Here is a 24,257-nt window from a genome sequence, read left to right on the forward strand (position 1 = left end):
CGGCGGAAATCGCTTGGTTGTATCCCGGTACCGGGATGGCGGATTACCGACCCTGGGTTCGCCAGCGGCGGATGGTACGGTCGACCAATGCGTCCTCGCCCCCTTCCTGCTGCCACATCTCGATAAAGGACGGCGACGCGGACGCGGGGCACAGCGCCGGTTCGAGCAGGTCGAACGACAGCCGGATCGGCGTCGTGACTCCTTCGCCGACGATGATGCACTCACGATTGCGCAGCGCCGGAATCGCGTCGAGCAAGCCGCGCGCATCTTCGGGCATCGCAGCACGGACGAATGCCTGATCGCGTTCATTATTGAGCCGCATGGTCAGGATCGTGCCGCATTGCGACAGCACGCCCTCGGCCAGATCGGACGGACGCTGGGTGATGAGGCCCAGCGACACGCCATATTTGCGGCCTTCCTTGGCGATCCGGCTGAGGATACCCGCCGCCGACGATCCCGATCCGGCCCGCTCGTTGGGGACGTAGCGATGCGCCTCCTCGCACACCAGCAGCACCGGCTTGCTCGTCTCACCCCGCGACCAGATCGCGAAATCGAACACCAGCCGCGACAGGACGGCGACGACGACCGAGGTGATTTCGGACGGCACCGCCGATACGTCGACGATCGAGATCGGCTTGCCCTGCGCAGGCAATCGGAACACGCGCTTCAGGAACGCCGCCATCGTGTCCGCGACCAGCATGCCGGAAAACATGAAGGCATAGCGCGGGTCGGAGCGAATTTCCTCCAGCCGCGCCTTCAACCGCAGATAGGGTGCGTTGTCGCTCCCCCGGTCCATCCGCGTCATTTCCGCCTGCAGGATCGCGGTCAGGTCGGACAACAGATAGGGAATCGGGGCATCGACGGTCAGGCGCGGAATATCCTGTGCCGCGCGGCTCTTGGCCTTCGCCGCAAGGATGCAGCGTGCGAGAATATCGGCTTCGATCTGCCGCGCGGATCCTTCCGACGTCAGCAGGATATCGCAATGTTCGTGAAAATTGAGCAGCCAATAGGGCAGCTGCAAATTGGATACGTCGAGCAATTCACCCTTGTCGGCGAATGCCTTCCCATATTCGCCATGCGGGTCGATCACGACGATATGACCGTGCGGGCTGTAATCGCAGATCCGGTGCAGGATCAGCGCAGCGGTGGTCGACTTGCCCGTGCCGGTCGACCCGACAAGCGCGAAATGCTTGCCGAGCAGTGGGTCGACATACAGCGCCGCCGGCAGGTCGCGCGTCATGTGCACCGTGCCGACGGTGATATGGGGGCGATCCTGCGTCGCATAGATTTGCCGCAGCACGTCGCGCGGGACCGGATAGACCGGCGATCCGGGCAGCGGATAGCGCGTCACGCCGCGGCGAAAACCGCGCATCCCCTGCCCGGGTGCGGGCTCATAGCCCTCCCCCATTAGGTCGACATCGGCGATCAGGTTCGATCCGTCATCCGCCAGCCGGGTCGAGCGGATGCCGGCCACTACCCAGATCTTGCCGATCTGCAATTTGACCAGCGACCCGACCTGTCCGGCCGGTTCGACGTCCGGTCCCTGCTGCGCCGCGAAGGCGGACAGGGCGTGCATGTCCAGCAGCAGCCGGCTCGACGCGCCCGATATGTCGAGCAGTACCCCGATGGTCGGCGCACGTTCGTCGGTTCCGGTGCTGGCAGCGCCGGACAGCGGCGGGCGAATCGGCATGTTCATGTCCATAACCTGCTCGCCTACCTGTAAATTTTGCGTATCAGATGCGCTCGCCGCTTAACCTTTGGCAAACCATGTCCAATTGTCCGAGCGTCGAATAGCCGATCGCGATCGATCCGCCCTTGTCGCCATGGCTGATCTGGACCTTCAGCCCGAGAACGTCGCCCAGCTGCCGTTCGAGTGCGCGCAGATCGGCGTCGCTCGCGCCGTCCTGGCTGGCACCTGCCGCCGGATCGCGTGGGGTGCGGGTCCGCTTGGCCTCGGGCTCGCGCGCCTGCCGCGCCATCCGCTCGACATCGCGTACCGACAGCCCCTTCGCGACCACCTTCTCGGCGATCGTCTCGGCACCGGGGACGTGTATCAGCGCGCGGGCGTGACCCATGCTCAGCCGCTGGTCGCCGACCATGTCCTGGATCGGCTTGGGCAATTCGAGCAGCCGCAGCAAATTGGTGACATGGCTGCGCGACTTGGCGACCAGATTGGCGAGCGCCTCCTGGGTATGACCGAACTCGTCGATCAGCCGGCGATAGCCTTCGGCCTCCTCGATCGCGGTCAGGTCGCGTCGCTGGATATTTTCGACCAGCGCGATTTCCATCGTCTCGGCATCGGTGAAGTCGCGGACGACCACCGGTACCTCGTGCAGCCGCGCCCGCTGTGCCGCCCGCCAGCGCCGTTCGCCGGCGACGATTTGATATCCCTTGCCATGCGGCCGCACGACGATCGGCTGGATCACCCCGCGCGCCGAGATCGATTCCGCCAGCTCGTCCAGCGCCGATTCGTCGAAGAATCGCCGCGGCTGGCCCGGCAGCGGCGACAGCGCGGTTACCGGCAGTTGTCGCACGCCGCTGGGCGGGGTCGATCCGCGCGCGGTCGAAACCTCGCCTTCGGGGTCGCCCAGCAATGAACTCAGCCCCCGACCGAGGCCCCCCATGCGCGGACGGCGCGGTGTCGCCTGCTCGCTCATGCCGCCTCCGCCAGGCTCGGTAGCCGTGCGATCACTTCACGGGCAAGCGCGATATAGGCTTCCGACCCTGCACAGCGATAATCGTAGATCAGCGCCGGCACGCCATGACTGGGCGCCTCGGACAGGCGGACATTGCGCGGAATCACCGTATCGAACACTACTTTCCCCAACACCGCGCGCACATCGTCCGACACCTGGTCGGTCAGCCGGTTGCGCCGGTCGTACATCGTCAACACCACGCCCAGGATCGACAGCCCCGGATTGAACCGCCCGCGAATCCGCTCGACGGTGCTCAGCAGCTGGCTCAGGCCCTCCAGCGCGAAGAACTCGCACTGGAGCGGCACCAACAGCGCATGGCTCGCTACCATCGCGTTAATGGTCAGCAGCCCGAGCGATGGCGGGCAGTCGATCAGGATCACGTCCCATCGCCCCCCGCTCGCCTCGACGACCCGGTCGAGCCGATGGGTGCGCGCCTCGAACTCGATCAGCTCGATCTCCGCCCCCGACAAGTCGACCGTCGCCGGCACGATCGACAGGCGCGGCACCTTGGTTTCGACCGCCGCTTCGTTCAGCATCAGGTCGCCGACCAGCAGGTCGTAGGTCGAATATTCGCGATCGTTGCGACCGATGCCGAGTCCGGTCGACGCATTACCCTGCGGATCGAGGTCGAGGATCAGCACGTTCAACCCGGTGGCGGCCAGCGCCGTACCGACGTTGATCGCCGTGGTGGTCTTGCCGACGCCCCCCTTCTGGTTCGCGATGGCAATGCAAATCATGCTTGGCGCACTCCCCTGGCGACCACGATCGACGATGTCGGATCGGTAATGCTATGTTCCACGTGAAACATTCCGCGCCAGTCGGCCTTCGCTTCGGCCAGCTCCTCGGTGGTGGAACGTCCCTTCGGCAACACCCATATCGTATCGGCGTCGCTATGCCGATGGCCGATCGCAAATAACGCGGCCAGTCGCGCGACCGCACGCGCGGTGATGATCGCCGCCGGGCAGTCGGCGGGCAACTTCTCGATCTTGGCCTGATGGACGACGACATTGGTCAGTCCCAGATCGGCCGCCATAACGCGCAGCAACGTGGCGCGTCGCGCGCGCGGTTCGACCAGCACGACAGGGCGATCGGTCAGGATGGCGGCGACGATCCCGGGAAAGCCTGCGCCCGATCCGATATCGATCCAGGCGCCTTCGTTCGCTGCGTCGGCCAGCGGCACCAGCTGAGCCGAGTCCAACAGATGCCGTTCCCAGATATGGTCGATCGTCGACGCCGCGATCAGATTTTGATGGGCGGTTTCCGCAACGATCCGATCCGCGAATCTTGCCAGCAACGCCGTACGTTCGACCCCGAAGCGGGTTTCGAGCCAGTCGCGCGCGTCCTGCTCGGTCATGCCGCCAGCTTCCCGCCACGATAATGCAGTAGGATCGCCACCAGCGCCGCCGGCGTCACCCCCTGTATGCGACCGGCAGCCGCGAGCGTTTCCGGCGCAGCCGAGGTCAATCGCTCCACCATCTCGTTCGACAGCCCCGGGACCGCGCCATAGGCGAAGTCGGCGGGTAGCACGACATGATCCACGCGCGCCGCGGCCAGCTCGGCCGCCTGCCGCTCGAGATAGGGAGCGTAGCGCGCATCCTCGATCAGTTCGCCCAGCACCTCGTCCTGCACATCAATGCCCAGATGTTGCGGCGTCACGCCGGGCACCAGCAACCATTCGCCGCCGCTGCGGGTATCGGTCCCGGTAACCGGCGCCCCTTTCGCCGCCAGCATATTGGCGCCGTGGCGCGTCGACAGCGCAGCCGCCAGGCTGGCGCGTCGCTCTTCGCGCTCCGTGTTGAACACGATCCGCTCGGCCGACAACAGGCCGGCCTGCGCACCGATCGCCCCCAACCGCGTCGCGGCATTGTCCGACCGCAACCGCAGGCGATATTCGGCGCGCGCCGTCATCATCCGGTAAGGCTCGGACACGCCCTGCAGCACAAGGTCATCGATCATCACCCCGATATAGCTCGACTCGCGCGGCAGGATCAGCGGGTCGAGACCCAGTGCCTCACCCGCCGCGTTGGCACCGGCGACCAGCCCCTGCCCGCCTGCTTCCTCATAGCCGGTCGTGCCGTTGATCTGCCCGGCGAAATACAGCCCGCCGAGCGCCCGCAGCGCCAGCGTCGCCGACAATGCGCGGGGATCGATATAGTCATACTCGACGGCATAGCCCGGCGTGACGATCTCGACCCGCTCGAGCCCCGCCACGCTGCGCAGCATCGCCAGCTGCACATCGGTCGGCAGCGAGGTCGACACACCGTTGGGATAGACCAGATGGGTGTCGAGCCCTTCGGGTTCGAGGAAAATCTGGTGCCCGTCGCGGTCGCCGAAGCGATGCACCTTGTCCTCGATCGACGGACAATAGCGCGGCCCCCGCCCCTCGATCGATCCGCTGAACAGCGGCGACCGGTCGAGCCCGGCTCGGATAATGTCGTGCGTCTCGGCCGTCGTCCGTGCGATCGCGCAGGCGAGCTGCGGTAACCGTTGCGCAGGATCGGACAGCGGCGACATGGTCCACACATCCGCGTCCGAAGGCTGTTCGGGTAGCGCCGCCCAGTCGATCGTCCGCCCATCGAGCCGGGGCGGCGTGCCGGTCTTCAACCGCGCGATCGGCAGCGACAGCTCGCGCAGCTGCTGACCCAATCGGGTTGCCGCTCGCTCCCCGACCCGTCCGCCGACCGACCGCTCCTCGCCCCGGAACATCGTCCCGCCGAGGAAGGTGCCGGTGGCCAGTACCACGGTCCGCGCAGCGATCCGGCTGCCATCAGCCAGCTCGACTCCCGTTACCCGACCGCCGCTGCTCTTCAGCGCAACGGTATCGCCGCCAAGCACCGTCAGCTTCGGATGCGCCAGCAGCGACCTAACCGCCGCAGCATACCGCACGCGGTCGGCCTGCACCCGCGGCCCCTGCACCGCCGAGCCCTTCGACCGGTTGAGCATCCGGTGATGGATCGCCGCCGCATCCGCCGCGCGGCCCATGAGCCCATCGAGCGCATCGATCTCGCGAACGATATGGCCCTTGCCCAGCCCGCCGATCGCCGGATTGCACGACATCGCACCGATCTTGCCGGGATCGAAATCGATCAACAGCGTCGTCGCACCCCGTCGCGCCGCGGCTGCGGCGGCTTCGGTGCCGGCATGGCCGCCGCCGACGATTACTACATCATAGGTCATGCTGTTCTAGGTTCCACGTGGAACATTATTTGCCGATACAGAAGCGACCGAACAGATCGTCGAGAACCGCCTCGGTCGCGCGCATCCCGGTCAATGCCGCGAATGCCTGTACAGCATAGCGCAATTCCTCCGCCAACAACAGCGGGTCGTCCTGCATTGCAGCACGTTGGAGCGCAGCTTGTGCGACACCCGCATGATGCGCCTGCCGCCGGTTCAACGCCAGCTCGTCCACCTTCGGCAGCAGCGAGGCGGCTTCGCGACCAAGGGCGCCCCAGACCGTATCGATCCCGGCTCCGGTCGCCGCCGATACCGCAATGCGACCGTCCGCCCCCAGCGGATCGCGGACGTCCGATCGCGGGTAGAGCGAGATCACCCGCGCTGCGGCCGGCGGCGCGTCGTCCCCCAGCCACAGCACGATATCCGCCGCCGCGATCGACCCGGTCGCACGGTCGATGCCGATCCGCTCGATCGGATCGTCGCTGTCGTTACGCAGCCCGGCGGTATCGAGGAACAGCCACGCCATCCCCTCGCGCGTTACCGGAATTTCGATGACATCACGCGTCGTGCCCGCCACCGGCGACACGATCGCCGCCTCGCGCCCGACCAGTGCGTTGAGCAGGGTCGACTTGCCAGCGTTGGGCGGCCCCGCCAGCACCACGCGGATGCCATCGCGGAGCCGTTCGACCGGGGGCGCCGCCAGCGCCACCCCGATCGTGTCGGCCAAGACGCCTGCCCGCCCACGCAGATCGGCCAGCACCTCGTCCGCTGCATCGACATCGTCTTCGTCGGCGTGATCGAGCACCGCCTCGACCACCGCCGACAATTGGGTCGCCGTCGCGGTCCAGTCCGCCACCGCCCGCCGCAGCCGGCCGTCGCTGTTCGCCAGCGCCATCTGCCGCTGCGCCTCGGTTTCGGCCGACAACAGGTCGCCCAGCCCCTCCGCCTCGGTCAGGTCGATCCGGCCATGCGCCAGCGCCCGCCGCGTGAACTCACCCGGCTCGGCAGCGCGCAGTCCCGGCATCGCCGCCAGCGCCCGCTCGACGCTCGCCACCACCGCGCGACCGCCATGCAGGTGCAGTTCGACCAGATCCTCACCCGTGGCGGTCGCCGGCCCCGGAAACACCAGCACCAGTGCCCGGTCGAGCAACAGCTTATCCACAGGGTCGCGCAATGCCCTGACCGCCGCCCGACGCAGCGGCGGCAAGCGGCCTGCCAGCAGCGTCGCCGCATCCAGCGCCCCGCCCCCCGAAATCCGCAGCACGGCGATGGCGGCGGGCGGACGCCCGCTCGACACCGCGAAGATGGTGTCAGCCGCCACGACCCGCCGTCTCGAACATTTTGCGCCAGAAGGTCATGCCCGCCTCGCCCATCGGTGCCCAGCTCTTCATCATCTGGTCGAGCAGTTCGGGGCTGGCCCCCTTCTCCATCGTTTCGGTCAGCATCGCGACATAGCGTTCATGGACCGGCGTGAAGTCGGGCAGGCCCATCGCGCGACGCGCTTCCTCCGGCGTGCAATCGACTTCGACGTTGATCTTCATGGGCGGTTCCCCGGTTGGTTTGGGGCACGATAGGGGGAAAAGCTGTGGATGGCGATAAGGGTTGGGGACGCCCCCGCCGTACCACGTCACCCCAGCGAAGGCTGGGGTCTCTGTCCACAGGCGTGCCCCACCGTGCATACGACAACGCCCGCCTTTCCCTGTGGAAAAGACGGGCGGTTCGTTGTTGCCGGACGCGGGCGAAGCCCGCGTCGTCGGTCGGGGCGTTGCCCCGCCGGCCGGATCGTCGCGTCTCCTGCGACAGCATGTCGCCGGGCGCGCTCGATTACTGATTCATGCTGTCGAAGAAGTCTTCGTTGGTCTTCGAATTCTTCATCTTGTCGAGCAGGAACTCCATCGCATCGACGGTGCCCATCTGCATCAGGATGCGGCGCAGGACCCACATCTTGCTGAGCTTGGTCTTGTCGACCAGCAGTTCTTCCTTGCGCGTACCCGACTTGCCCACATCCAGCGCCGGGAAGATGCGCTTGTCGGCCACCTTGCGGTCGAGGACGATTTCCGAGTTGCCGGTGCCCTTGAACTCTTCGAAGATGACTTCGTCCATGCGGCTGCCGGTATCGATCAGCGCGGTGGCGATGATCGACAGCGAACCACCCTCTTCGATATTACGCGCCGCACCGAAGAAGCGCTTCGGCCGCTGGAGTGCGTTCGCGTCGACACCGCCGGTCAGCACCTTGCCCGACGACGGCACGACCGTGTTGTAGGCGCGACCCAGACGGGTGATCGAATCGAGCAGGATCACCACGTCCTTCTTGTGCTCGACCAGCCGCTTGGCCTTCTCGATCACCATTTCGGCGACCTGGACGTGACGCTGCGCCGGCTCGTCGAAGGTCGAGGAAATCACCTCGCCCTTCACGCTGCGCTGCATGTCGGTCACTTCTTCCGGACGTTCGTCGATCAGCAGGACGATCAGGAACACTTCGGGGTGATTGTCGGTGATCGCCTTCGCCATGTTCTGCAGCATGACGGTCTTGCCGACGCGCGGCGGCGCCACGATCAGCGTGCGCTGGCCCTTGCCCTGCGGGGACACGATGTCGATCACCCGCGCCGACTTGTCCTTGATCGTCGGATCGAGCTGGTCGAGCGTCAGCTTCTGTTCGGGGTACAGCGGCGTCAGGTTATCGAAATTGACCCGGTGACGCACCGCGTCGGGATCGTCGAAATTGACCGATACGAGCTTGCTGAGCGCGAAATAGCGCTCGCCGTCCTTGGGCGCGCGAACCTCGCCCTCGACCGTGTCGCCGGTGCGCAGGCCATGCTTGCGGACCTGGTTCGGCGAGACATAGATATCGTCCGGCCCGGCGAGGTAATTCGCCTCCGGGCTGCGCAGGAAGCCGAAGCCGTCCTGCAGCACTTCGATCGTGCCGACGCCCATGATCTGCTCGCCATTCTCGGCACGCGCCTTGAGAATCGCGAACATGAGGTCCTGCTTGCGCATCGTCGATGCGCCTTCGACGCCCAGTTCCTCGGCCATCGAGACCAGTTCGGCGGGCGCGTGTTTCTTTAAGTCTTTGAGATGCATCGGGGGGTGGTCCAGATCAGCGATGGTGAGGCAAGGTCGGCAAACGGGGCGGACGCAAGCGGCTGGGACGGGCGCACCGAGGACCGGGCGCCACTGTCGCTCGACCTAGGTGGCGGTCGCAGTCAAGTCAAGCAGGTGCGGTGGTTCAGCGCGCCGGTTCGACCTTCGTCACGCCCGGATCGAGCTGCGCGAACAGCGTCGTCTTCGCCAGTATCTGCCGGGCACAGGGCAAGGCCGCCGCGTCGAGTGCCGCCTTTGCTCCAGGCGCACGCCGGATCCGCTGCACCGACGCCACGATGTCGGTCGCAGGCGCAGCACCTTCAACCCGGCCGATGAAATAGACCATCCCGGCAGTCAGCATCGCCCGCTGGCTCGACGGCTCGGTTTCGAACGATTGCGAAATGCTGGCGATGCAGCGCAGATCGTTCTCGACCGCGGGCGTCGCCGCCTGCGCCGCGACCAACAGCCATGCCAGCATCACTTCTGGTTCCGCTTTTGAAGATGTTCTCCCCACTTCGCGAGCGACCCGCTAATCTCACGCAGCTTGGCTACGCAGCGCGGTCTGGCCGCCTGTATCTTCGTGTTTCCTTCAGCGTCGTCGATCAATCGAACAAGATGGGCTGGATAGTCGAACCCGGGTGCAGCATGGTCGATACGACCCATAAAGTACATAAATCCGCCTTGCAGGCCGCTTTGCTCCTGCGGAGGCGCCTTGTTCGCGGTTGCCGCGATAATAGCGAGGCAGGTCAGATCATCCTCGACCCCCGCCGGCAGCGGCGCTGATACCGCCTGAATCAACGCCAACGCTATCCACATCGCCCATCCCCCTTCAGAACGGTTTGACCACCGCCAGCACGACCGCCGCGATCGCCGCCAGCGCGGGCAGTTCGTTCGCCAGCCGCAATTGTTTCGGCGTCAGCGTCGGCCGCCCCGCCGCCAGCTTCCTCGCATAGCCGACCGCCCAGCCATGATAGCCGCTCAGCAGCACGACGACGAGCAGTTTGGCGTGCAGCCACCCCAGCCCGGCGCCGCCGTCGAACAACCCGACATTGGCCGCAAGCAACAGCCCCAGCACCCACACGACGACCATCGCCGGCGTCAGGATCATCCGCTTGAGCAACGCCTCGCGCCGGATCCAGCGCGGCGGCTCTGCCGGGTCGGACAGCCCCTCCTGATGATGGACCAGATAGCGGGGCAGCATGAACAGCCCGGCCATCCAGAAGATGACGAACACGATATGTGCCGCCTTCATCCACAGATAGGCGCCGCCCAGAAACCCGCTCATGCCCCGCGCACCCGGGCCAACAGCGCCTCGACATGCGCGATCGGCGTATGTTGGCCGATCCCATGGCCGAGGTTGAAGACATGGGGGCGTTCCGGAAAGGCGTCCAGCACGCGCATGATGGCACCGTCGAGCGCCTCTCCGCCAGCCAGCAGCGCCAGTGGATCGAGATTGCCCTGCACCGGCATTCCCGGCGGCAGGACGGCATCGGCCCACACCGGGTCGACCGTCTCGTCCAGCCCGATCGCATCGATACCGGTCTCGCGGGCATAGCGGGGCAGCTTGCCGCCCGCGCCCTTGGGGAAACCGATCACCGGCACACCGGGCCGGCGCTGATGCAGCGCATCGACGATCCGAGCGGTAAACCCGATCACCCAGTCGTCGAACTGCGCCGGGCTGAGGCTGCCGGCCCAGCTGTCGAACAACTGGACCGCTTCGACCCCCGCATCGATCTGCCCCACCAGATAATCGATGGTCAGGTCCGCAATCGCCTCCAGCAGACCGGCAAAGGTCGCCGGATCGCGATAGGCAAGGCTCCGGCTCGCTTCATGGTCCTTCGACCCCTGCCCCGCCACCATATAGGTCGCGACGGTCCAGGGTGATCCGGCGAACCCCAGCATCGTCACATCGGCCGGCAGACGGGCCACGGTACGCCGGACCGTCTCGTACACCGGATCGAGCCGGTGGAAGGGATAACCGCCCTGTGACAGGCCGGGAATGCCCGCCAGCAGCCCGTCGAGCAGCGGCGGGTTCAGCCGCGGCCCTTCGCCGGGGCCGAAGGTCAGGTGCTGCCCCATCGCCCACGGGATCATCAGGATGTCGGAGAACAGGATCGCGCCATCGAACGCGAACCGCCGGATCGGCTGCAGCGTAACCTCCGATGCCGCCTCCGGATCGGTCGCCAGCGCGAGAAAGCCGCCCTTCTCCGCCCGGAGCGCACGATACTCCGGAAGATAGCGTCCGGCCTGTCGCATGAGCCAGATCGGCGGGACGGCAAGCTTCTCGCCGGCAAGCACGCGGAGAAGCGGTTTCGTGGGGACAGGACCGGTCAGCGTCGTCGCTCTCTCTACTATAAAGTAGAATCTAAATGGGTGGTTGGAAGCAGTTGGGGCGTGGATAGCGGGGCTTATGGTGGATTACCCGAAATGCCAACAGATTGACCCTATGGGAGTCGCTCGAATCCGTCGATTCCAATGAAGCCATCCACACTATCCACAGGCTGTTGGCTGAATCGCTCCCTGTGTCGGGATTGTGGATAATCTGGGCATGAAACAGGGCTTTCCCACAGCTTGGCGGACCGGCCGAGTTGCGCTAGCCCCTGCCCCCGACTTATCCACAGCCTTGTGCAGAAAGGCGCCGATGCGACTGCACCTCCACCTCCTGTCCGACTCCACCGGCGAAACGCTGGAGAATATCGCCAAGGCGGCGCTGGCGCAGTTCGACGATGTCGACACGATGCGCCATTTCTGGCCGATGGTCCGTTCGGAAACCCATCTCGAACGCATCCTCGCCGAAATCACCGTCAATCCCGGGCTGGTGCTCTATACGCTGGTCAACCCGGCGATCCGGCGGATGCTGGAGGCGCGCTGCGCCGCACTCGGCCTGCCGATCGTCGCGCCGATGGATGCGGTCAGCAACGCGCTGTCCAGCCTGCTGGGACAGGAGGCCAAGGCGCGGCCGGGCCGTCAGCACAGCCTCGACGCCGCCTATTTCGCCCGGGTCGATGCGATCCAGTGGACCATCGCCCATGACGACGGCATCGCGTCGGAGGACTGGGAAGAGGCCGATATCGTGCTGGCCGGCGTGTCGCGTTCGTCGAAGACGCCGACGTCGATCTATCTCGCCAATCGCGGGTTCAAGACCGCGAACATTCCGATCGTGGTCGAAAGCCCGCCGCCGCCGATCCTGTTCACGCTTAAAAAGCCGCTGGTCGTCGGGCTGACCACCAGCGCCGACCGGTTGATCGCGATCCGGCGCAACCGGCTGTTGTCGCTCAACCAGATGCCCGACACCGATTATGTCGAACAGGATGCCGTGATACGCGAACTGTCCTATGCCCGGCGGATGTTCGCCGACAATGGCTGGCCGGTGATCGACGTTACCCGCCGCTCGATCGAGGAAACGGCGGCGGCGATCATCACCCTGTGCAACGACCGCAAGCTGGAGGCCCGCGCATGAGCTTCATCCTCGCCTCGATGAGCGCCACCCGCCGTGCGATGCTCGACGCGGCCGGCATTCCCCATGACGCGATGGCCAGCGGGCTGGACGAGGAAGCGGCCAAGGCGGCATTGGCGGCCGAGAACCTCAAACCCCGCGACCTCGCCGATGCGCTGGCGGAGATGAAGGCGATGCGCGCCGCCACCCGCGTCGGCGGGGCGATGGTGCTGGGTGGCGATTCGGTCGTCGCGCTGGCCGATGGCACCGTGCTCGACAAGCCGGTCGACCGCGCCGATGCCACCGCGCATCTCCGCGCCCTGTCCGGCGGACGCCACGACCTGTTCAGCGCGGCGGTCTTCGTCGAAGGGGGCCGCCCGGTGTGGCGGCATATCGGCCATGCGAAGCTGACTGTCCGGCCCTTGTCCGATGCCTTCATCGACTCCTATCTCGATGCCGAATGGCCCGCGATCGCCGGCTGTGTCGGCTGTTTTCGGATCGAGGGGCCGGGTGTGCAGCTGTTCGACCGGATCGATGGCGACCATTGGACGATCCTCGGCATGCCCTTGCTCGAAATCGCGCGCTATCTGCGCCAACGGGGAAAATTGCCCGCATGAAACCCTATGCGGAGGTGATCGGCGACCCGATCGCCCACTCCAAATCGCCGCTGATCCACGGCTTCTGGCTCGACCAGTTGGGACTCGATGCCGAGTATCGAAGGTTCCACGTGAAACCTGACGATCTCCGAGCCTATTTCGAGAGCCGCCGTACCGACCCGCACTGGCGCGGGTGCAACGTCACCGTGCCGCACAAGCTGGCCGCGCTCGACCATGTCGCCGATCCCGGCGACGTGCGCGGTTCGATCGGCGCGATCAATACCGTGTTCCGTGGCGAAGGTGGTGACTGGATCGGCACCAATACCGATTCGGCGGGGTTCCACGCCCCGATCGCCGGTCTCGACCTGACGAAACAGCCGGTCGCGGTGATCGGTGCGGGCGGCGCGGCGCGCGCGATCCTGTTCGCCTTGTCGCGGCTGGGTGTCGGACGCGTGACCTTGCTGAACCGCAATCCGCTGAAGGCAGCGGCGTTGCTGTCGACCTTCGGCCTGAAGGGCGACGCCTTGCCGCTCACCGCTCCCCTGCCTGCGGCGAAGCTGCTGGTGAATGCCAGCACGCTCGGCATGACCGGTCAGCCCCCGCTGGAAATCGACCTGGCACCGCTGCCCGAAGATGCGGTGGTATATGACGCGGTCTACGCCCCGATCGAGACACCGCTGCTGGCACAGGCCCATGCGCGCGGGCTCGATACCGTCGACGGCCTCGAAATGCTGGTCGGGCAGGCGGCACTGGCGTTCGAACTGTTCTTCGGAGTCGCCCCGCCGCGCGACCGCGACGACGCCTTGCGGGAACGGTTGCTGGCGTGAGCGATCCGCGATCGAACCGTACCCTCGCGCAGGCGGGGGTCCAGAGTACCACGCGCAACCGCCGCGTTGCTTGGCCCTGGATCCCCGCCTGCGCGGGGATACGCGAGTGAGACGCCCATGACCCACATCCTCGGCCTCACCGGATCGATCGGCATGGGCAAGTCGACCGTCGCGCAGATGTTCCGCGACTTGGGCGTGCCGGTGTTCGATGCCGACGCCACCGTCCATGCGCTGCAAGGCCCGGACGGCGCGCTGCTGCCCGCGATCGAAGCCGCCTTCCCCGGCACCACCGGCCCGACCGGCATCGACCGCCCGACCTTACGCGAACGGATTTTCGCCGATCCGGACGCACGCCGACGCCTCGAAGCGATCGTCCATCCGGCCGTCGCAGCCGAGCGGCAACGCTTCCTCGACGCCCATCGCGAAGCCCCGCTGGTCGTGCTCGACGTCCCCCTCCTTTTCGAAACCGGCGGCGACTCGCGCTGCGATTCCGTAGCGGTCGTCTCGGCCGCACCCGAGGTTCAGCGCGCCCGCGTCCTCGCCCGCCCCGGCATGACCGAGTCGGCGTTCGCAGCGATCCTCGCCACCCAGATGCCCGACGCCGAAAAGCGCGCTCGTGCCCAACATCTTATCTACACCGATACGACACTCGCCGCGAAACGGGCGCAGGTCGCCGCGCTGGTCGCTTGCATGGGGCTCCGCGAAGGCGGATAAGGTGGGAATGCGTGAAATCGTGTTCGATACCGAAACCACCGGCTTCAAATTTTCGGAAGGCGACCGACTGGTCGAAATCGGGTGTGTCGAACTGGTCAACCGGGTCGAAACCGGCGCCACCTTTCACGCCTATTTCAATCCCGGCCGATCGATGCCGAAAGAGGCGGAGGCGGTCCACGGCCTGTCCGATGCGTTCCTTGCCGACAAGCCGGCGTTCCACACCGCGATCGACGACCTGCTCGCCTTTATCGGCGACAGCCCGCTGGTCGCGCACAATGCCAATTTCGACTTCGGCTTCCTGAACGGCGAACTGGGCGCATGCGGGCGCGATGCGATCTGCCTGAGCCGCATGGTCGACACCCTCGCCATCGCGCGCAGCCGCCATCCCGGCGCCAAGCATACGCTCGACGCGCTGTGCGTCCGCTTCGGCATCGACCGCAGTCGCCGCGTGCTGCACGGCGCGCTGCTCGACGCGCAGCTGCTGGCGCAGGTCTATGTCGAGCTGATGGGCGGTCGCCAGATCGGCTTCGGCCTCGACGCCACGCCGACCCTCGTCGCGGAAGTGGTGGAGACCGTTGCCCCCTCGCGCGTCCGCCCGCCGCGCCAGTTTTCGGCCAGCGCGGCCGAACTCGCCGTCCACGCCGCGTTCGTCGGCACATTGAAGGACCCGTTATGGGGCCAGTCGCCGACCTGAGGCGTTGACACCACCCGCTTTGAGCGGCTCACAGGATTTCACAACGACGGAGGATTACATGGACATCCGGGTTTCGGGGCACCAGGTCGACACCGGGGACGCGCTGAAGGAGATGGTCCAGGAGCGACTCCAGGGCATCGCCGACAAATATTTCCAGCGCGCGATTTCGGCGACCGCGACGTTCAGCAAGGGTCCGCACGACAATGGCTTCGTGTGCGACATCGTCTGCCACGTCACCCAGGGCCTCGTCCTCAAGGGGCATAATAGCGGACAGGAGGCGCAGGGCGCGTTCGTCGGTGCCGCCGACAAGATCGAAAAGCAGCTGCGTCGCTACACCCGCCGCCTGAAGGACCGCAACGCCGCGCAGGTCGTGGCGATGAACGAGGCCGGCGGGTACGACAATGGCTTCGACAATGCCGGCTACACCGTGTTCGGTGGTAGCGAGCAGGAAGAGGAAGAGGTCGCCGACGCGCCCCTCATCATCGCCGAGACCCGGGTCGATGTGCCCGACGCCAGCGTGTCCGACGCGGTGATGATGCTCGACCTGCGCAACACCAACGCGCTGCTGTTCAAGAACAGCGGCACCGGATCGTTCAACATGGTCTATCGCCGCCATGACGGCACGATCGGCTGGGTCGAACCCAATCGCGCGGCCTGACTTGTACGATTTCCATGATCTCGTGACATCTGAAACGGTGCTGGCGGACGTGTCCGCCGGCACCCGCAAGGCATTGTTCGCGCATATCGCCTCCGTCGCGCAGGACGCGGCGGGGGTCGATCCGAAACTGGTCGCCGACCGCATGGCCGACCGTGAGAAGCTGGGCACCACCGCGTTCGGCGGCGGCATCGCCATTCCCCATGCCCGGATCGACTGTCCCGACAGCGTCTTCGGCATCTTCGTGCGGCTGGATCGCCCGATCGATTTCGCCGCGGTCGACGAATTGCCGGTCGACCTGATCTTCGCGCTGTTCTCGCCGCTGGATGCGGGCAGCGACCATCTGAAGGCTTTGGCACGGGTGTCGCGCGCGCTGCGCGACGCGGCGTTCCGGGCCAAGCTGCGCGGGGCCGGGTCGGCCGACGCGCTCTATGCGCTGCTATCGGGTGTCGAGGCGCGTGACGCAGCCTGATGTGCCCGCCGGGGAAGCGGCGCATTTCCGGGCATTGGAGGCGCTCTATGCTGCGGCGCCGATCAACCGGCTGTTCGATTCCCGGCTGGAGATCGTCTCCGCCGGGGTGGCGCGCATCCATTTCAGCATCGACGAACGCCATTTCCATGCCGCCGGCGCGGCGCATGGCACGACCTATTTCAAGATGCTCGACGACGCCGCCTTCTACGCCGCCAACAGCCTCGTGACCGATCGCTTCCTGCTGACCACCGCCTTCAACCTGCTGCTCCAGCGGCCGCTCGGCCCTGGCCAGGTCATCGCCGAAGGGCGCTGGGTATCCGGCAAGCGTCGCGTGTTCATCGCCGATGCGCATCTGATCGATGCCGATGGCGAGGAAGCGGCACGCGGCACCGGAACCTTCATGAAAAGCCGGATTCCGCTCGCCACCCTGCCCGGCTACGCCCAGCCATGAGCGACTGGCCGACGGCGCTGCGCGTCAACGCCTTCGCGCGCGCCGTCGAGGCAGCCGGCGGGACCGCCATGGTGCTGGCGCGGGGGGACCGCGAATCGGGCGTCGTGCTGCTGCTGGCGATGGATCGCGACGGCACCGCTCGCCTGTTCGAGCGCGAACGCGATCTCGACGGTCGTGCCCGGATCGTGCAGCGCAAACCCGATCTTGTGGGTGAAGCCGCGCTGACCGACTATTGGCAGGGTCGCCGCCGCAACGATCCCGATTTGTGGGTGATCGAGGCGATCGTCGCACGCCCCGAACCGCTCGCCGCTGAAACCCTGTGGGCCGATTGACGGCGCGACTCGTGCACCCCTAAGCGCTGTGCATCGGAGACAAAGCGCTGGGCCGACCGGGTTGGGTCGGTGGCGTAGTCGGGGGCAAACGCCAAAGTTGCATGTGGCCATAGGTTCCACGTGGAACGTGTGTTGGCGCAGGTCGACCGCAAGCTAGTGACGACGGATGAAGCTGCGCTTCCCGATGGTGGTGCTTGCCGCCATGACCCTGTTCGCCGGACTGCCCGCTGCCGTATCGGCAGAGGAAGCCTCGCCCGGTTCCGTCACTAACCTGTCCGTCCCGGCAAAGGTTCCCGTCCGCTTCGCCCCTGCCCAGGAAATCGTACAGGACATTGCGGCCAAGCCCGAGCCGGCCGACGATGCGGTCGACCCGACCGATGCCGACTATGCCACGCTGGCCGCCGCCGTCGCCGCACAGCCCGCCACGATCGACGACGAAGAACTCAACTGCGTCGCGATCGGCGTCTATTATGAATCGAAGGGCGAACCGTTGACCGGCCAGCTCGCCGTCGCCGACGTCATCCTCAACCGCACCAAATCGGGCCGCTTCCCCGCCTCGGCCTGCGGCGTGCTGACCCAGCGCAGCCAGTTCTCGTTCGTGAAGGGCGGTCGCCTGCCCGATGTCGACACCAGCCGCCCGGCGTGGAAGACCGCGGTCGCCATCGCCCGCATCGCCCGCAACGACCTGTGGAAAAGTCCGGCAGAAGGCGCGCTGTTCTTCCACGCACGCCGCGTCAGCCCGAACTGGGGCAAGACCCGCGTCGCCTCGCTCGGCAACCATATCTTCTACCGCTGAGCCGACCACTCTTTCCTTGTTCGCATAATGTTCCTATACTCCACCGATGGCCAGTATCGCCCTCGGTGCCCGACCCCTCGCCCCTGATACCCATCCGCTGATCGCGGCGGAGGTCGCGCGCGGTGTCACGCGCATGTTGCTGGCGCATGATCTGACCGCGATGGCGGAGGTTCCGCTCGACGGCGGGCGGCGTGCCGACCTGATGGCGCTCGATGCGCGCGGGCAGATCGTCATCGTCGAGATCAAGGTATCGCGCGCCGACCTGCTCGGCGACGGCAAGTGGACTGATTATCTTAGGTCTTGCGACCGCTATTTCTGGGCGGTGCCGGCCGGGTTCGACGTGACGCCGCTATCGGGCGAGGCGTTCCTGCCCGAACGTACCGGAATCATCGTCGCCGACCGCTATGAAGCGACGATCCTGCGCGAGGCGTCGACCACCCCCCTGCCCGCCCATGTCCGCAAGCGCTGCACCCTCGCCTTCGCCCGCCGCGCCGCCCGCCGCCTGATCGGCGCGGTCGACCCCGAAGCGATCCAGGGCTTTTAGCATGTTCCTCTCCCATCGGGAGAGGGAGGGAGGCGCGCAGCGCCGCAAGGGTGAGGGCGACCCGGGGGAGACGAAGCGCCGTCCGGCGTGACAAACTGCGCGCGAGTGTGAACTTAGTGAACTTTGGAACGCGTCAGGACAATATATCCACGGATTGCAACGACTTAGCGACTTCGATCAAAACCGCCGCCACAGCGCCCCGGCGGCCCAGCCGAACCCGACCGACAACAACACCGCCGCCAATCCGTACCACAACGACGCCTCGTTCGCGGCGATCGCCACGAAGCGTTCGAACCCCGACTTGCGAATCTCGATATCGCGCACCGCCGCCGCCAGCACGCGCCCGTCGCGGATCAGGAAGGTTTCGGCGGTGAACTTGCCCACCGGCACCCGTGCGGGAATGGTAATCGACGCGCGGTACAGCACGTCGTCGGTGATCTCGACCGCGTTCGGCGTCTCGCGGTACAGCCCGGCGCGTTCGCGCAACGCCACGAACCCCCTGGCGAACCGCGCCTGATCATCGGCCGACGTGCCGGCGGCAGGCGACAATTGCAGGCTGTCCAACCCCAGCTCATAGATCGCGCGCGTCCGCTCATCGACCATCTGCTCGATCGGTCGGGCCGAAGCGATGGCGTAGAAGGACGGGGCCGAGCGATAGCGCATCCGGTCGGCATTGACCCAGATGCCCGCCACCTTCTCCTTTTCGCGCACCACGATCGACTCGGGCGGCCCCTTCACCACCACGACGATGTCCGCCGGCCGGTCGCCCTGCGGCACCCGCCCGCCGGGATACAGGATCGCCCCGAACAGCAGCAGTTCGGCCCCGGTGAACGAATAGGCGATCTGCACGTCGCGGGTCGACACATCGGGCACCAGCACCGGGGCCGCCGCGCCCATCGCCAGCGGTGCCAGCAGCGCAAGGGTCAGCGCGCGCCTCATGCCGGCTGCACCGTATAGATATCGTCGGGCCGCCACCCCAGCCCCAGCGCCATGCGGAACGCCACCGCCAGCACGATGATCGCCAGCGCGAGGCGGAGATATTCGGGCTTCGCCTTCTGCGCGAACCGCGCGCCGATCTGCGCGCCGGTCACCGATCCGACCAGCAGCAGCACCGCCAGCACGATATCGACCGCCTTGGTCGTCAGCGCATGGACCATCGTCGATGCGGCGGTGACGAACAGGATCTGGAACAGCGACGTGCCGACCACCACCCGCGTCCCCATGCCCAGCAGGTACAGCATCGCCGGCACCAGGATGAACCCGCCGCCGACCCCCAGCAGCACGGTCAGCATGCCCGTGGCGAACCCCAGCAGCAGCGGCGCGAGCGGCGAGATGTACAGCCCCGAGGCATAGAATCGCCAGCGCAAGGGGAGAGCCGCGACCAGCGGATGGTGCCGCCGCCGCGCCGCCCGCGGCGGGATCGCCCCGCGCAGCACGCGCACCGCGCCGATCGCTTCCTTCAGCATCAGACCGCCGATCGACCCCAGCATTACCACGTACAGGATCGCGATGACGGTATCGATCTGCCCGCTGGCTTGTAGCAGGCGGAACACGCCCGCGCCTGCCACCGACCCCAGCACGCCGCCCGCGACCAGCACCCAACCCATGCGGAAATCGACCCCGCCGCGCCGCAGATGCGCGAACACGCCCGACACGCTGGCCCCTGTCACCTGGCTGGCGGCGGACGCGGCGGCGACGGTCGGCGGGATGCCGTAGAAGATCAGCAGCGGCGTGGTCAGGAACCCGCCGCCGACCCCGAACATGCCCGACAGAAACCCGACCCCGCCGCCCAGCAGCACGATGACCAGCGCATTGACCGACAGGTTGGCGATGGGGAGGTACAGATCCATGGGCCTCCCGGTTACCGCGTTCGGAAGCGCCGTGCCACCCGGCGCGTCAAAAGTCGCTGCCGATCGTCAGCGCCGGCCCCGACCCCGGCGCCGCGTTACCCCCTACCCGCTGCCGCCAGTCGAGCGACACGCGTACCGCGCCCCGCCCGACCGGCAGCGACGCGACGGCGGACGGTCCGATATCGACCCGCGCCCCCTCCCGCTGCGCCCCGCCCCAGCTGCCGATCCCCAGCCGTAGCGCGCTGCGCCCGATCCTCGCCACCGGATGCAGCACCCGCGCCGCGCCATCGGCATAAGGTTCGATGCCGTCGCGCGCGACCGCGCCCGCCTGCCCATAGGCTTCCAGCGCCAGGTCGCCCGGCAACGCCCGGTCGATCCCGGCGATCACCCCCATGCCGGTCCCGCTGCGCCCGCTGTCGAGCGCCACGCGCCGTTCGACCACCAAGGCGACCGGCACCGGCAGCGGCCGCCATTCGATGCCCAGCGCCGCTTCGCGTCCCAGACCCGCCAGCGGGGTCGCCACCCGCGCCGCGACCGCCGCCTGCCCGTCCGGCGTCACCGGCAGGCGCAGCCGCATCCCGGCCTGCCCGCCGCCCAGCTGCACCGGACCGCCGCTTGCCGCGCCCGGCCGGGCAAGCGCCCACAGGCTGACCGTCATCGGTGGTCCGCCGGTAGGGGGCACCGGCGGCGACAGGATCGGCGCGGCACCACGATCGACCGGCTCGGCCGAGGCGAACCCGACCAGCGCCAGAAGCGCCAGCCGTACCCGGTCCGGTACAGCAGCCGGCGCATTTGCCGTGCCAGCCATGGTCGGCACCGATCGCGTGCCGACTGCGACCCTGGCCGGCATCGCAATCCTCTGTTGGCGCATCTGTTGTGCGACGTGACGACCCGGCGGAGCGGCAGCGATCGGGGAGACAAGCCCCGCTCCCTGCCCGCCCGGCAGCACGATCCGTACCCATCGGTCCGGCGGCAACCCTTCGGGCCACAGCAGCGCCACCCGCATCCCGACCCAGCCGACCGTGACCAGCGCCAGGAACCGCAGCGGCCGCCCGCGTGCCCGGCTCATCGATCCGGCAACCCGGCGATGTCGGGGAAATGATGCGCGGTCTTGTCCCAGCGCAGCGGCCGTCCGCGCAGCGTCGCGGCGTAGCGCACCACCGCCCGCCGCGCCGCGAGCAACGCGACCAGATTGCCGACCAGCATGCGCGGGATCGACCGCCATGCCTCGCCCCGACCATAGGCGCGGCGCACCAGGGCCCAGCGCATCGCCGTCCGCCACACCAGCAGGCACAGGTTGATCGCCAGCACCAGTTGCAGCGCCGGATCGACCACCGGTGCCACGCTGCCGCGCACGGCGTGCAGCATGCCGCTCGCCCCCCAGGCGACCAGCGCGCAATAGGCCACCGCCAGCACAGGGATAGCCAGGATCGCCCGCCGGTCGCGCATCCGCATCCAATGGTCGTGCAGTCCCCCGCCCGCCTGCCACCCGATCCGGTCCCATCCGGCAAGGGCAATGCCGGTCATCCACCGCGCCTTCTGCCGGACGGCGGCGTCGAGCCGCGCGGGGAAATAGGCGCGCACCGCTACCGGCGGCCCGCCCGCATCTTCCAGCACCCGCACGAACATCCCGCGCCCGCCCAGTGCCCGGACGGTCAGCCCCAGTTCGTAATCCTCGGTCAGGCTGGTATCGTCGAACGGCAATCCGCCGCGCCGCTCGGCGATGCGCGCGAGCATGTCGGCCGAAATCGCGCAGCCGACCCCGGCCAGCGGCAGCTCCGCCCCCAATGCGCCCCGCACCGGCAGCTGCCGGCCATGCGCCTCGGCAAACTCGTCGATATAATGGCCCGATACCCAGCGTGATTCGCGATCGGCCAGCGGCAGGACCGGGACCTGCACCGTATCGGCCCTGCGCAACAGGTGATCGTACACCCGCAGCTCGCCGGGATGGACCACATCCTCGGCATCGTGCAGCACCATCGCGGTAAACGGCCGCCCCTCCGCCGCGCCGTCGGCCATGACGGCGCGCCACAAGGCGTTCAGGCAATCGGCCTTGGTCGTCGGGCCGGGATGCGGGGTCAGCGTCAGCCGTACCCGGTCGTCCTCGGTCGCGACCGCGACGATCGCGGCAATGGTCGCCCGGTCGTTGGGATAGGCCCCGACATAGAGCCGCCAGTCGGGATGATCGAACCGCGCCAGCGTCGCACGCAGCATCGCGCCGATCACCGCCGCTTCGTCCCATGCCGGCACCAGCACCGCGATCCGCCCGCTACATCCCGCCACCGGGAAATCGGCCAGGGTAGCCTCGGGCGTGCGCCGCCACCATCGGCGCAGCGCGCGGACCAGGAACGCGCCATCGACCGCCAGATCGTCCAGCCCGCCGATCAGGAACCCGACACCGGCAAACAACATGGTTTCGCGCGCAATCGCGTCGATCCACGCGATGACCGCGTCCATCCCCGTTCCCCCGGAACCTGCCCCGGAACTTATCGTATAACGATGCGGTGCGGCGGAACAAGCAATTCGCCGCCACCCGCCGCACGTTCATCCTTAATATTTATCGATGACGATTGAACCGGCGGGGACTCGGGACGTTGGCGCAAACGGTCCTAAATCCCCCTTCGGGACTGGTGCCCCGCGCACCGGCCGCGCCGAGCGTATCGACGGCGCGGCCGAACCGGGCCTTACCAATAGAAGTTGCGGATCACGTCGACCACGCGTCCGCGCCGGTAATCGACCAGCACGACGTCGTTATAGTGCCGCACCCAGCGCTGGGCCCCCCGCGCGGGCGGCAGGCGATAGCGGCCCGGATCGGCGATCCAGTAACGCTGCGCATAATAGGGGCGACCGATCGCCAGCCCGGGGCGGAAGCTCTGATAGCGGAACGGCGCATTCCAGTTGCCGCGCGCATAGAGGTTGCGATGCCCCTGACGATAGGCGCGCCAGTCGTTCCGGCCCCATGCCCGTTCGCGCAGGTTCTGCCGATATTCCCACCGCGCCCGGTTCAGTTCGCGGCGTTCCTCGCGAATGTCGCGCGGGCTGCCATAGCGCAGCGCCTGGCGATATTCGCGCCGTTCCTCGCGAATATCCTGCCGGTCGCGGCGCAGTTCGTGGCGCGATTGCGCCATGGCGGGCGTGGCGACGGCGGGGAGGGCGACGGTGGCGGCCAGTGCCGCCAGGATGATCTTTCGCATCGGGATTGCTCCTTTCCTCGTGATGAGGATGCAATGCCCGAGTCCCGCTGAACGCTCCGCGAATGCGATCGTCAGGGTTTTGAAAGGCTTGGCGGACGAGCTTCCGGAAGAAAGCCGTCACCCCGGACCTGATCCGGGGTCCCGCTTCTTCCTTCCGCCGCCTGCTACGTTTGGCCGACGGCCGCCGAAACCGCGCCGCAATCCTTACTGGTTCGGCCCCGGCCCGCCGGTCCCCGGCGCGCCGACCGTGCCGATATTGCCGAACAGGTCGCGGAAGAAGTTCGATTCGCGGCCCAGCGTCGGGGTCTTCTTGTCCCACGGGCTGATGCCGACGACCTGGTCGACGCCGGTGCGGTCGATCTTGGTGACGTTGCCCGCCTGGTCGAACGTGATCTTCAGCGTCGTCTGGTCGACGGCGCGCGGGCGGTTGAACGCCAGGTTGCGGCTGTCGCGCGACAGATAGAACCATTCGCGGTCGGAAAACTGGCCGACGAAGGTCGGGGTGCCCAGCGTCTGCAACACCGACTGGCGGGTATCGACGCCCGGCTGCACCGCGTTCACCAGATCGGGGTCGATGACATATCCCTGATGGCTGCGCAGCTTCGTGCAGCCTCCCAGGCCCGCCGCGGCACAGGCGATCATCAGCGCCACGGCGCCACGGGTGGGGAAGCGAACCATAAAATCTCCGTCCAGCGAACGCGCGACCGGGCCCCTCGCGATTGCATCGCGCGGCCATGCGTTCAAT

The 24,257-nt window shown here is 67.2% G+C and carries 29 protein-coding genes; 11 read left to right on the plus strand and 18 right to left on the minus strand.

Annotated features, from left to right (window positions below):
- Positions 1–43: 43 nt before the first annotated feature.
- The 12 genes from AVT10_RS13840 to hemE all read right to left on the minus strand — a co-directional run bounded on the left by AVT10_RS13840 (position 44) and on the right by hemE (position 11,285).
- Complete coding sequence (locus AVT10_RS13840) at positions 44–1,690, minus strand: ATP-binding protein (protein ID WP_066692835.1); 1,647 nt, start codon at positions 1,688–1,690, stop codon at positions 44–46.
- Between the two features lie 43 nt (positions 1,691–1,733).
- On the minus strand, positions 1,734–2,657 hold the full coding sequence (locus AVT10_RS13845) for a ParB/RepB/Spo0J family partition protein (RefSeq protein ID WP_066692570.1): 924 nt from the start codon (positions 2,655–2,657) through the stop codon (positions 1,734–1,736).
- A complete protein-coding gene (locus AVT10_RS13850; RefSeq protein WP_066692572.1) occupies positions 2,654–3,433 on the minus strand; it encodes a ParA family protein in 780 nt (259 codons plus the stop codon). Before AVT10_RS13850 ends, AVT10_RS13845 begins: the two co-directional genes overlap by 4 nt.
- Positions 3,430–4,050: a 16S rRNA (guanine(527)-N(7))-methyltransferase RsmG gene (gene rsmG / locus AVT10_RS13855; protein ID WP_066692579.1), complete on the minus strand. Its 621-nt coding sequence runs from the start codon at positions 4,048–4,050 to the stop codon at positions 3,430–3,432. The genes AVT10_RS13850 and rsmG overlap by 4 nt, the downstream gene beginning before the upstream one ends.
- Positions 4,047–5,873 carry a tRNA uridine-5-carboxymethylaminomethyl(34) synthesis enzyme MnmG gene (gene mnmG, locus AVT10_RS13860; RefSeq protein ID WP_066692585.1) on the minus strand — a complete coding sequence of 609 codons (1,827 nt, stop codon included), beginning with the start codon at positions 5,871–5,873 and terminating at the stop codon, positions 4,047–4,049. Before mnmG ends, rsmG begins: the two co-directional genes overlap by 4 nt.
- A 25-nt stretch (positions 5,874–5,898) precedes the next feature.
- Positions 5,899–7,191 (minus strand): tRNA uridine-5-carboxymethylaminomethyl(34) synthesis GTPase MnmE, encoded by a 1,293-nt coding sequence (gene mnmE, locus AVT10_RS13865; RefSeq protein ID WP_066692589.1) that lies wholly within the window; start codon positions 7,189–7,191, stop codon positions 5,899–5,901.
- Entirely contained in the window at positions 7,181–7,411 is a 231-nt protein-coding gene (locus tag AVT10_RS13870; protein WP_066692592.1) for a DUF6489 family protein, read from the minus strand. The genes mnmE and AVT10_RS13870 overlap by 11 nt, the downstream gene beginning before the upstream one ends.
- Before the next feature lie 283 nt (positions 7,412–7,694).
- The gene (rho, locus tag AVT10_RS13875) at positions 7,695–8,951 is read right to left on the minus strand and encodes a transcription termination factor Rho (RefSeq protein WP_066692595.1); all 1,257 of its coding nucleotides are present in this window, start codon (positions 8,949–8,951) and stop codon (positions 7,695–7,697) included.
- 145 nt (positions 8,952–9,096) lie between these two features.
- Positions 9,097–9,429: a hypothetical protein gene (locus tag AVT10_RS13880; RefSeq protein ID WP_066692597.1), complete on the minus strand. Its 333-nt coding sequence runs from the start codon at positions 9,427–9,429 to the stop codon at positions 9,097–9,099.
- Positions 9,429–9,767, minus strand: a complete 339-nt coding sequence (locus AVT10_RS13885) for a hypothetical protein (protein WP_066692598.1) — start codon at positions 9,765–9,767, stop codon at positions 9,429–9,431. The genes AVT10_RS13880 and AVT10_RS13885 overlap by 1 nt, the downstream gene beginning before the upstream one ends.
- Before the next feature lie 13 nt (positions 9,768–9,780).
- On the minus strand, positions 9,781–10,236 hold the full coding sequence (locus AVT10_RS13890; protein WP_066692600.1) for a CopD family protein: 456 nt from the start codon (positions 10,234–10,236) through the stop codon (positions 9,781–9,783).
- Positions 10,233–11,285 (minus strand): uroporphyrinogen decarboxylase, encoded by a 1,053-nt coding sequence (gene hemE / locus AVT10_RS13895; RefSeq protein ID WP_198158596.1) that lies wholly within the window; start codon positions 11,283–11,285, stop codon positions 10,233–10,235. The genes AVT10_RS13890 and hemE overlap by 4 nt, the downstream gene beginning before the upstream one ends.
- A gap of 307 nt (positions 11,286–11,592) precedes the next feature.
- On the opposite strand from hemE, the gene AVT10_RS13900 reads away from it, so the two are divergent.
- The 11 genes from AVT10_RS13900 to AVT10_RS13950 all read left to right on the plus strand — a co-directional run bounded on the left by AVT10_RS13900 (position 11,593) and on the right by AVT10_RS13950 (position 18,468).
- Positions 11,593–12,411, plus strand: a complete 819-nt coding sequence (locus AVT10_RS13900; protein WP_066692608.1) for a pyruvate, water dikinase regulatory protein — start codon at positions 11,593–11,595, stop codon at positions 12,409–12,411.
- Entirely contained in the window at positions 12,408–13,004 is a 597-nt protein-coding gene (locus AVT10_RS13905) for a Maf family protein (protein WP_084401709.1), read from the plus strand. Before AVT10_RS13900 ends, AVT10_RS13905 begins: the two co-directional genes overlap by 4 nt.
- The gene (locus tag AVT10_RS13910) at positions 13,001–13,810 is read left to right on the plus strand and encodes a shikimate dehydrogenase family protein (RefSeq protein WP_066692610.1); all 810 of its coding nucleotides are present in this window, start codon (positions 13,001–13,003) and stop codon (positions 13,808–13,810) included. The genes AVT10_RS13905 and AVT10_RS13910 overlap by 4 nt, the downstream gene beginning before the upstream one ends.
- 117 nt (positions 13,811–13,927) lie before the next feature.
- Positions 13,928–14,524 (plus strand): dephospho-CoA kinase, encoded by a 597-nt coding sequence (coaE, locus tag AVT10_RS13915; RefSeq protein WP_066692616.1) that lies wholly within the window; start codon positions 13,928–13,930, stop codon positions 14,522–14,524.
- Positions 14,525–14,531: 7 nt separating this feature from the next.
- Positions 14,532–15,218: a DNA polymerase III subunit epsilon gene (gene dnaQ, locus AVT10_RS13920; RefSeq protein ID WP_066692621.1), complete on the plus strand. Its 687-nt coding sequence runs from the start codon at positions 14,532–14,534 to the stop codon at positions 15,216–15,218.
- Positions 15,219–15,276: 58 nt separating this feature from the next.
- On the plus strand, positions 15,277–15,876 hold the full coding sequence (hpf, locus tag AVT10_RS13925) for a ribosome hibernation-promoting factor, HPF/YfiA family (RefSeq protein ID WP_066692624.1): 600 nt from the start codon (positions 15,277–15,279) through the stop codon (positions 15,874–15,876).
- 1 nt (position 15,877) lies between these two features.
- A complete protein-coding gene (locus AVT10_RS13930) occupies positions 15,878–16,345 on the plus strand; it encodes a PTS sugar transporter subunit IIA (protein ID WP_066692627.1) in 468 nt (155 codons plus the stop codon).
- Complete coding sequence (locus AVT10_RS13935; protein ID WP_066692629.1) at positions 16,305–16,796, plus strand: PaaI family thioesterase; 492 nt, start codon at positions 16,305–16,307, stop codon at positions 16,794–16,796. Before AVT10_RS13930 ends, AVT10_RS13935 begins: the two co-directional genes overlap by 41 nt.
- Entirely contained in the window at positions 16,793–17,128 is a 336-nt protein-coding gene (locus AVT10_RS13940) for a DUF1491 family protein (protein ID WP_066692630.1), read from the plus strand. Before AVT10_RS13935 ends, AVT10_RS13940 begins: the two co-directional genes overlap by 4 nt.
- Positions 17,129–17,294: 166 nt before the next feature.
- Positions 17,295–17,924, plus strand: a complete 630-nt coding sequence (locus tag AVT10_RS13945; protein WP_084401711.1) for a cell wall hydrolase — start codon at positions 17,295–17,297, stop codon at positions 17,922–17,924.
- 46 nt (positions 17,925–17,970) lie between these two features.
- On the plus strand, positions 17,971–18,468 hold the full coding sequence (locus tag AVT10_RS13950) for an MmcB family DNA repair protein (protein WP_066692631.1): 498 nt from the start codon (positions 17,971–17,973) through the stop codon (positions 18,466–18,468).
- A gap of 177 nt (positions 18,469–18,645) precedes the next feature.
- Here AVT10_RS13950 and AVT10_RS13955 read toward each other — a convergent pair whose 3' ends face one another.
- The 6 genes from AVT10_RS13955 to AVT10_RS13980 form a co-directional block, all read right to left on the minus strand.
- Positions 18,646–19,407, minus strand: coding sequence for a TIGR02186 family protein (locus tag AVT10_RS13955; protein WP_066692633.1), 762 nt, complete (start codon positions 19,405–19,407; stop codon positions 18,646–18,648).
- A complete protein-coding gene (locus tag AVT10_RS13960) occupies positions 19,404–20,318 on the minus strand; it encodes a sulfite exporter TauE/SafE family protein (RefSeq protein ID WP_066692636.1) in 915 nt (304 codons plus the stop codon). The genes AVT10_RS13955 and AVT10_RS13960 overlap by 4 nt, the downstream gene beginning before the upstream one ends.
- Before the next feature lie 46 nt (positions 20,319–20,364).
- Complete coding sequence (locus AVT10_RS13965; RefSeq protein WP_066692637.1) at positions 20,365–21,387, minus strand: hypothetical protein; 1,023 nt, start codon at positions 21,385–21,387, stop codon at positions 20,365–20,367.
- Positions 21,384–22,775, minus strand: coding sequence for a glycosyl transferase family protein (locus AVT10_RS13970; RefSeq protein WP_066692640.1), 1,392 nt, complete (start codon positions 22,773–22,775; stop codon positions 21,384–21,386). The genes AVT10_RS13965 and AVT10_RS13970 overlap by 4 nt, the downstream gene beginning before the upstream one ends.
- 227 nt (positions 22,776–23,002) lie before the next feature.
- On the minus strand, positions 23,003–23,512 hold the full coding sequence (locus AVT10_RS13975) for an RcnB family protein (RefSeq protein ID WP_066692644.1): 510 nt from the start codon (positions 23,510–23,512) through the stop codon (positions 23,003–23,005).
- A gap of 204 nt (positions 23,513–23,716) precedes the next feature.
- On the minus strand, positions 23,717–24,190 hold the full coding sequence (locus AVT10_RS13980) for an outer membrane protein assembly factor BamE (RefSeq protein ID WP_066692842.1): 474 nt from the start codon (positions 24,188–24,190) through the stop codon (positions 23,717–23,719).
- Positions 24,191–24,257 lie beyond the last annotated feature (67 nt).

The organism is Sphingomonas hankookensis (assembly GCF_001619955.1).
GTDB classification, from domain to species: domain Bacteria; phylum Pseudomonadota; class Alphaproteobacteria; order Sphingomonadales; family Sphingomonadaceae; genus Sphingomonas; species Sphingomonas hankookensis_A.

What these genes read in the sequence shown, in the direction of transcription:
- AVT10_RS13840 (WP_066692835.1), bottom strand. Translation starts at nt 1,690, where the DNA reads ATGCCGATTCGCCCGCCGCTGTCCGGCGCTGCCAGCACCGGAACCGAC.
- AVT10_RS13845 (WP_066692570.1), bottom strand. Translation starts at nt 2,657, where the DNA reads ATGAGCGAGCAGGCGACACCGCGCCGTCCGCGCATGGGGGGCCTCGGT.
- AVT10_RS13850 (WP_066692572.1), bottom strand. Translation starts at nt 3,433, where the DNA reads ATGATTTGCATTGCCATCGCGAACCAGAAGGGGGGCGTCGGCAAGACC.
- rsmG (WP_066692579.1), bottom strand. Translation starts at nt 4,050, where the DNA reads ATGACCGAGCAGGACGCGCGCGACTGGCTCGAAACCCGCTTCGGGGTC.
- mnmG (WP_066692585.1), bottom strand. Translation starts at nt 5,873, where the DNA reads ATGACCTATGATGTAGTAATCGTCGGCGGCGGCCATGCCGGCACCGAA.
- AVT10_RS13870 (WP_066692592.1), bottom strand. Translation starts at nt 7,411, where the DNA reads ATGAAGATCAACGTCGAAGTCGATTGCACGCCGGAGGAAGCGCGTCGC.
- rho (WP_066692595.1), bottom strand. Translation starts at nt 8,951, where the DNA reads ATGCATCTCAAAGACTTAAAGAAACACGCGCCCGCCGAACTGGTCTCG.
- AVT10_RS13880 (WP_066692597.1), bottom strand. Translation starts at nt 9,429, where the DNA reads ATGCTGGCATGGCTGTTGGTCGCGGCGCAGGCGGCGACGCCCGCGGTC.
- AVT10_RS13885 (WP_066692598.1), bottom strand. Translation starts at nt 9,767, where the DNA reads ATGTGGATAGCGTTGGCGTTGATTCAGGCGGTATCAGCGCCGCTGCCG.
- AVT10_RS13890 (WP_066692600.1), bottom strand. Translation starts at nt 10,236, where the DNA reads ATGAGCGGGTTTCTGGGCGGCGCCTATCTGTGGATGAAGGCGGCACAT.
- AVT10_RS13900 (WP_066692608.1), top strand. Translation starts at nt 11,593, where the DNA reads ATGCGACTGCACCTCCACCTCCTGTCCGACTCCACCGGCGAAACGCTG.
- AVT10_RS13905 (WP_084401709.1), top strand. Translation starts at nt 12,408, where the DNA reads ATGAGCTTCATCCTCGCCTCGATGAGCGCCACCCGCCGTGCGATGCTC.
- AVT10_RS13910 (WP_066692610.1), top strand. Translation starts at nt 13,001, where the DNA reads ATGAAACCCTATGCGGAGGTGATCGGCGACCCGATCGCCCACTCCAAA.
- coaE (WP_066692616.1), top strand. Translation starts at nt 13,928, where the DNA reads ATGACCCACATCCTCGGCCTCACCGGATCGATCGGCATGGGCAAGTCG.
- dnaQ (WP_066692621.1), top strand. Translation starts at nt 14,532, where the DNA reads ATGCGTGAAATCGTGTTCGATACCGAAACCACCGGCTTCAAATTTTCG.
- hpf (WP_066692624.1), top strand. Translation starts at nt 15,277, where the DNA reads ATGGACATCCGGGTTTCGGGGCACCAGGTCGACACCGGGGACGCGCTG.
- AVT10_RS13935 (WP_066692629.1), top strand. Translation starts at nt 16,305, where the DNA reads ATGCGCTGCTATCGGGTGTCGAGGCGCGTGACGCAGCCTGATGTGCCC.
- AVT10_RS13940 (WP_066692630.1), top strand. Translation starts at nt 16,793, where the DNA reads ATGAGCGACTGGCCGACGGCGCTGCGCGTCAACGCCTTCGCGCGCGCC.
- AVT10_RS13945 (WP_084401711.1), top strand. Translation starts at nt 17,295, where the DNA reads ATGAAGCTGCGCTTCCCGATGGTGGTGCTTGCCGCCATGACCCTGTTC.
- AVT10_RS13950 (WP_066692631.1), top strand. Translation starts at nt 17,971, where the DNA reads ATGGCCAGTATCGCCCTCGGTGCCCGACCCCTCGCCCCTGATACCCAT.
- AVT10_RS13955 (WP_066692633.1), bottom strand. Translation starts at nt 19,407, where the DNA reads ATGAGGCGCGCGCTGACCCTTGCGCTGCTGGCACCGCTGGCGATGGGC.
- AVT10_RS13960 (WP_066692636.1), bottom strand. Translation starts at nt 20,318, where the DNA reads ATGGATCTGTACCTCCCCATCGCCAACCTGTCGGTCAATGCGCTGGTC.
- AVT10_RS13965 (WP_066692637.1), bottom strand. Translation starts at nt 21,387, where the DNA reads ATGAGCCGGGCACGCGGGCGGCCGCTGCGGTTCCTGGCGCTGGTCACG.
- AVT10_RS13970 (WP_066692640.1), bottom strand. Translation starts at nt 22,775, where the DNA reads ATGGACGCGGTCATCGCGTGGATCGACGCGATTGCGCGCGAAACCATG.
- AVT10_RS13975 (WP_066692644.1), bottom strand. Translation starts at nt 23,512, where the DNA reads ATGCGAAAGATCATCCTGGCGGCACTGGCCGCCACCGTCGCCCTCCCC.
- AVT10_RS13980 (WP_066692842.1), bottom strand. Translation starts at nt 24,190, where the DNA reads ATGGTTCGCTTCCCCACCCGTGGCGCCGTGGCGCTGATGATCGCCTGT.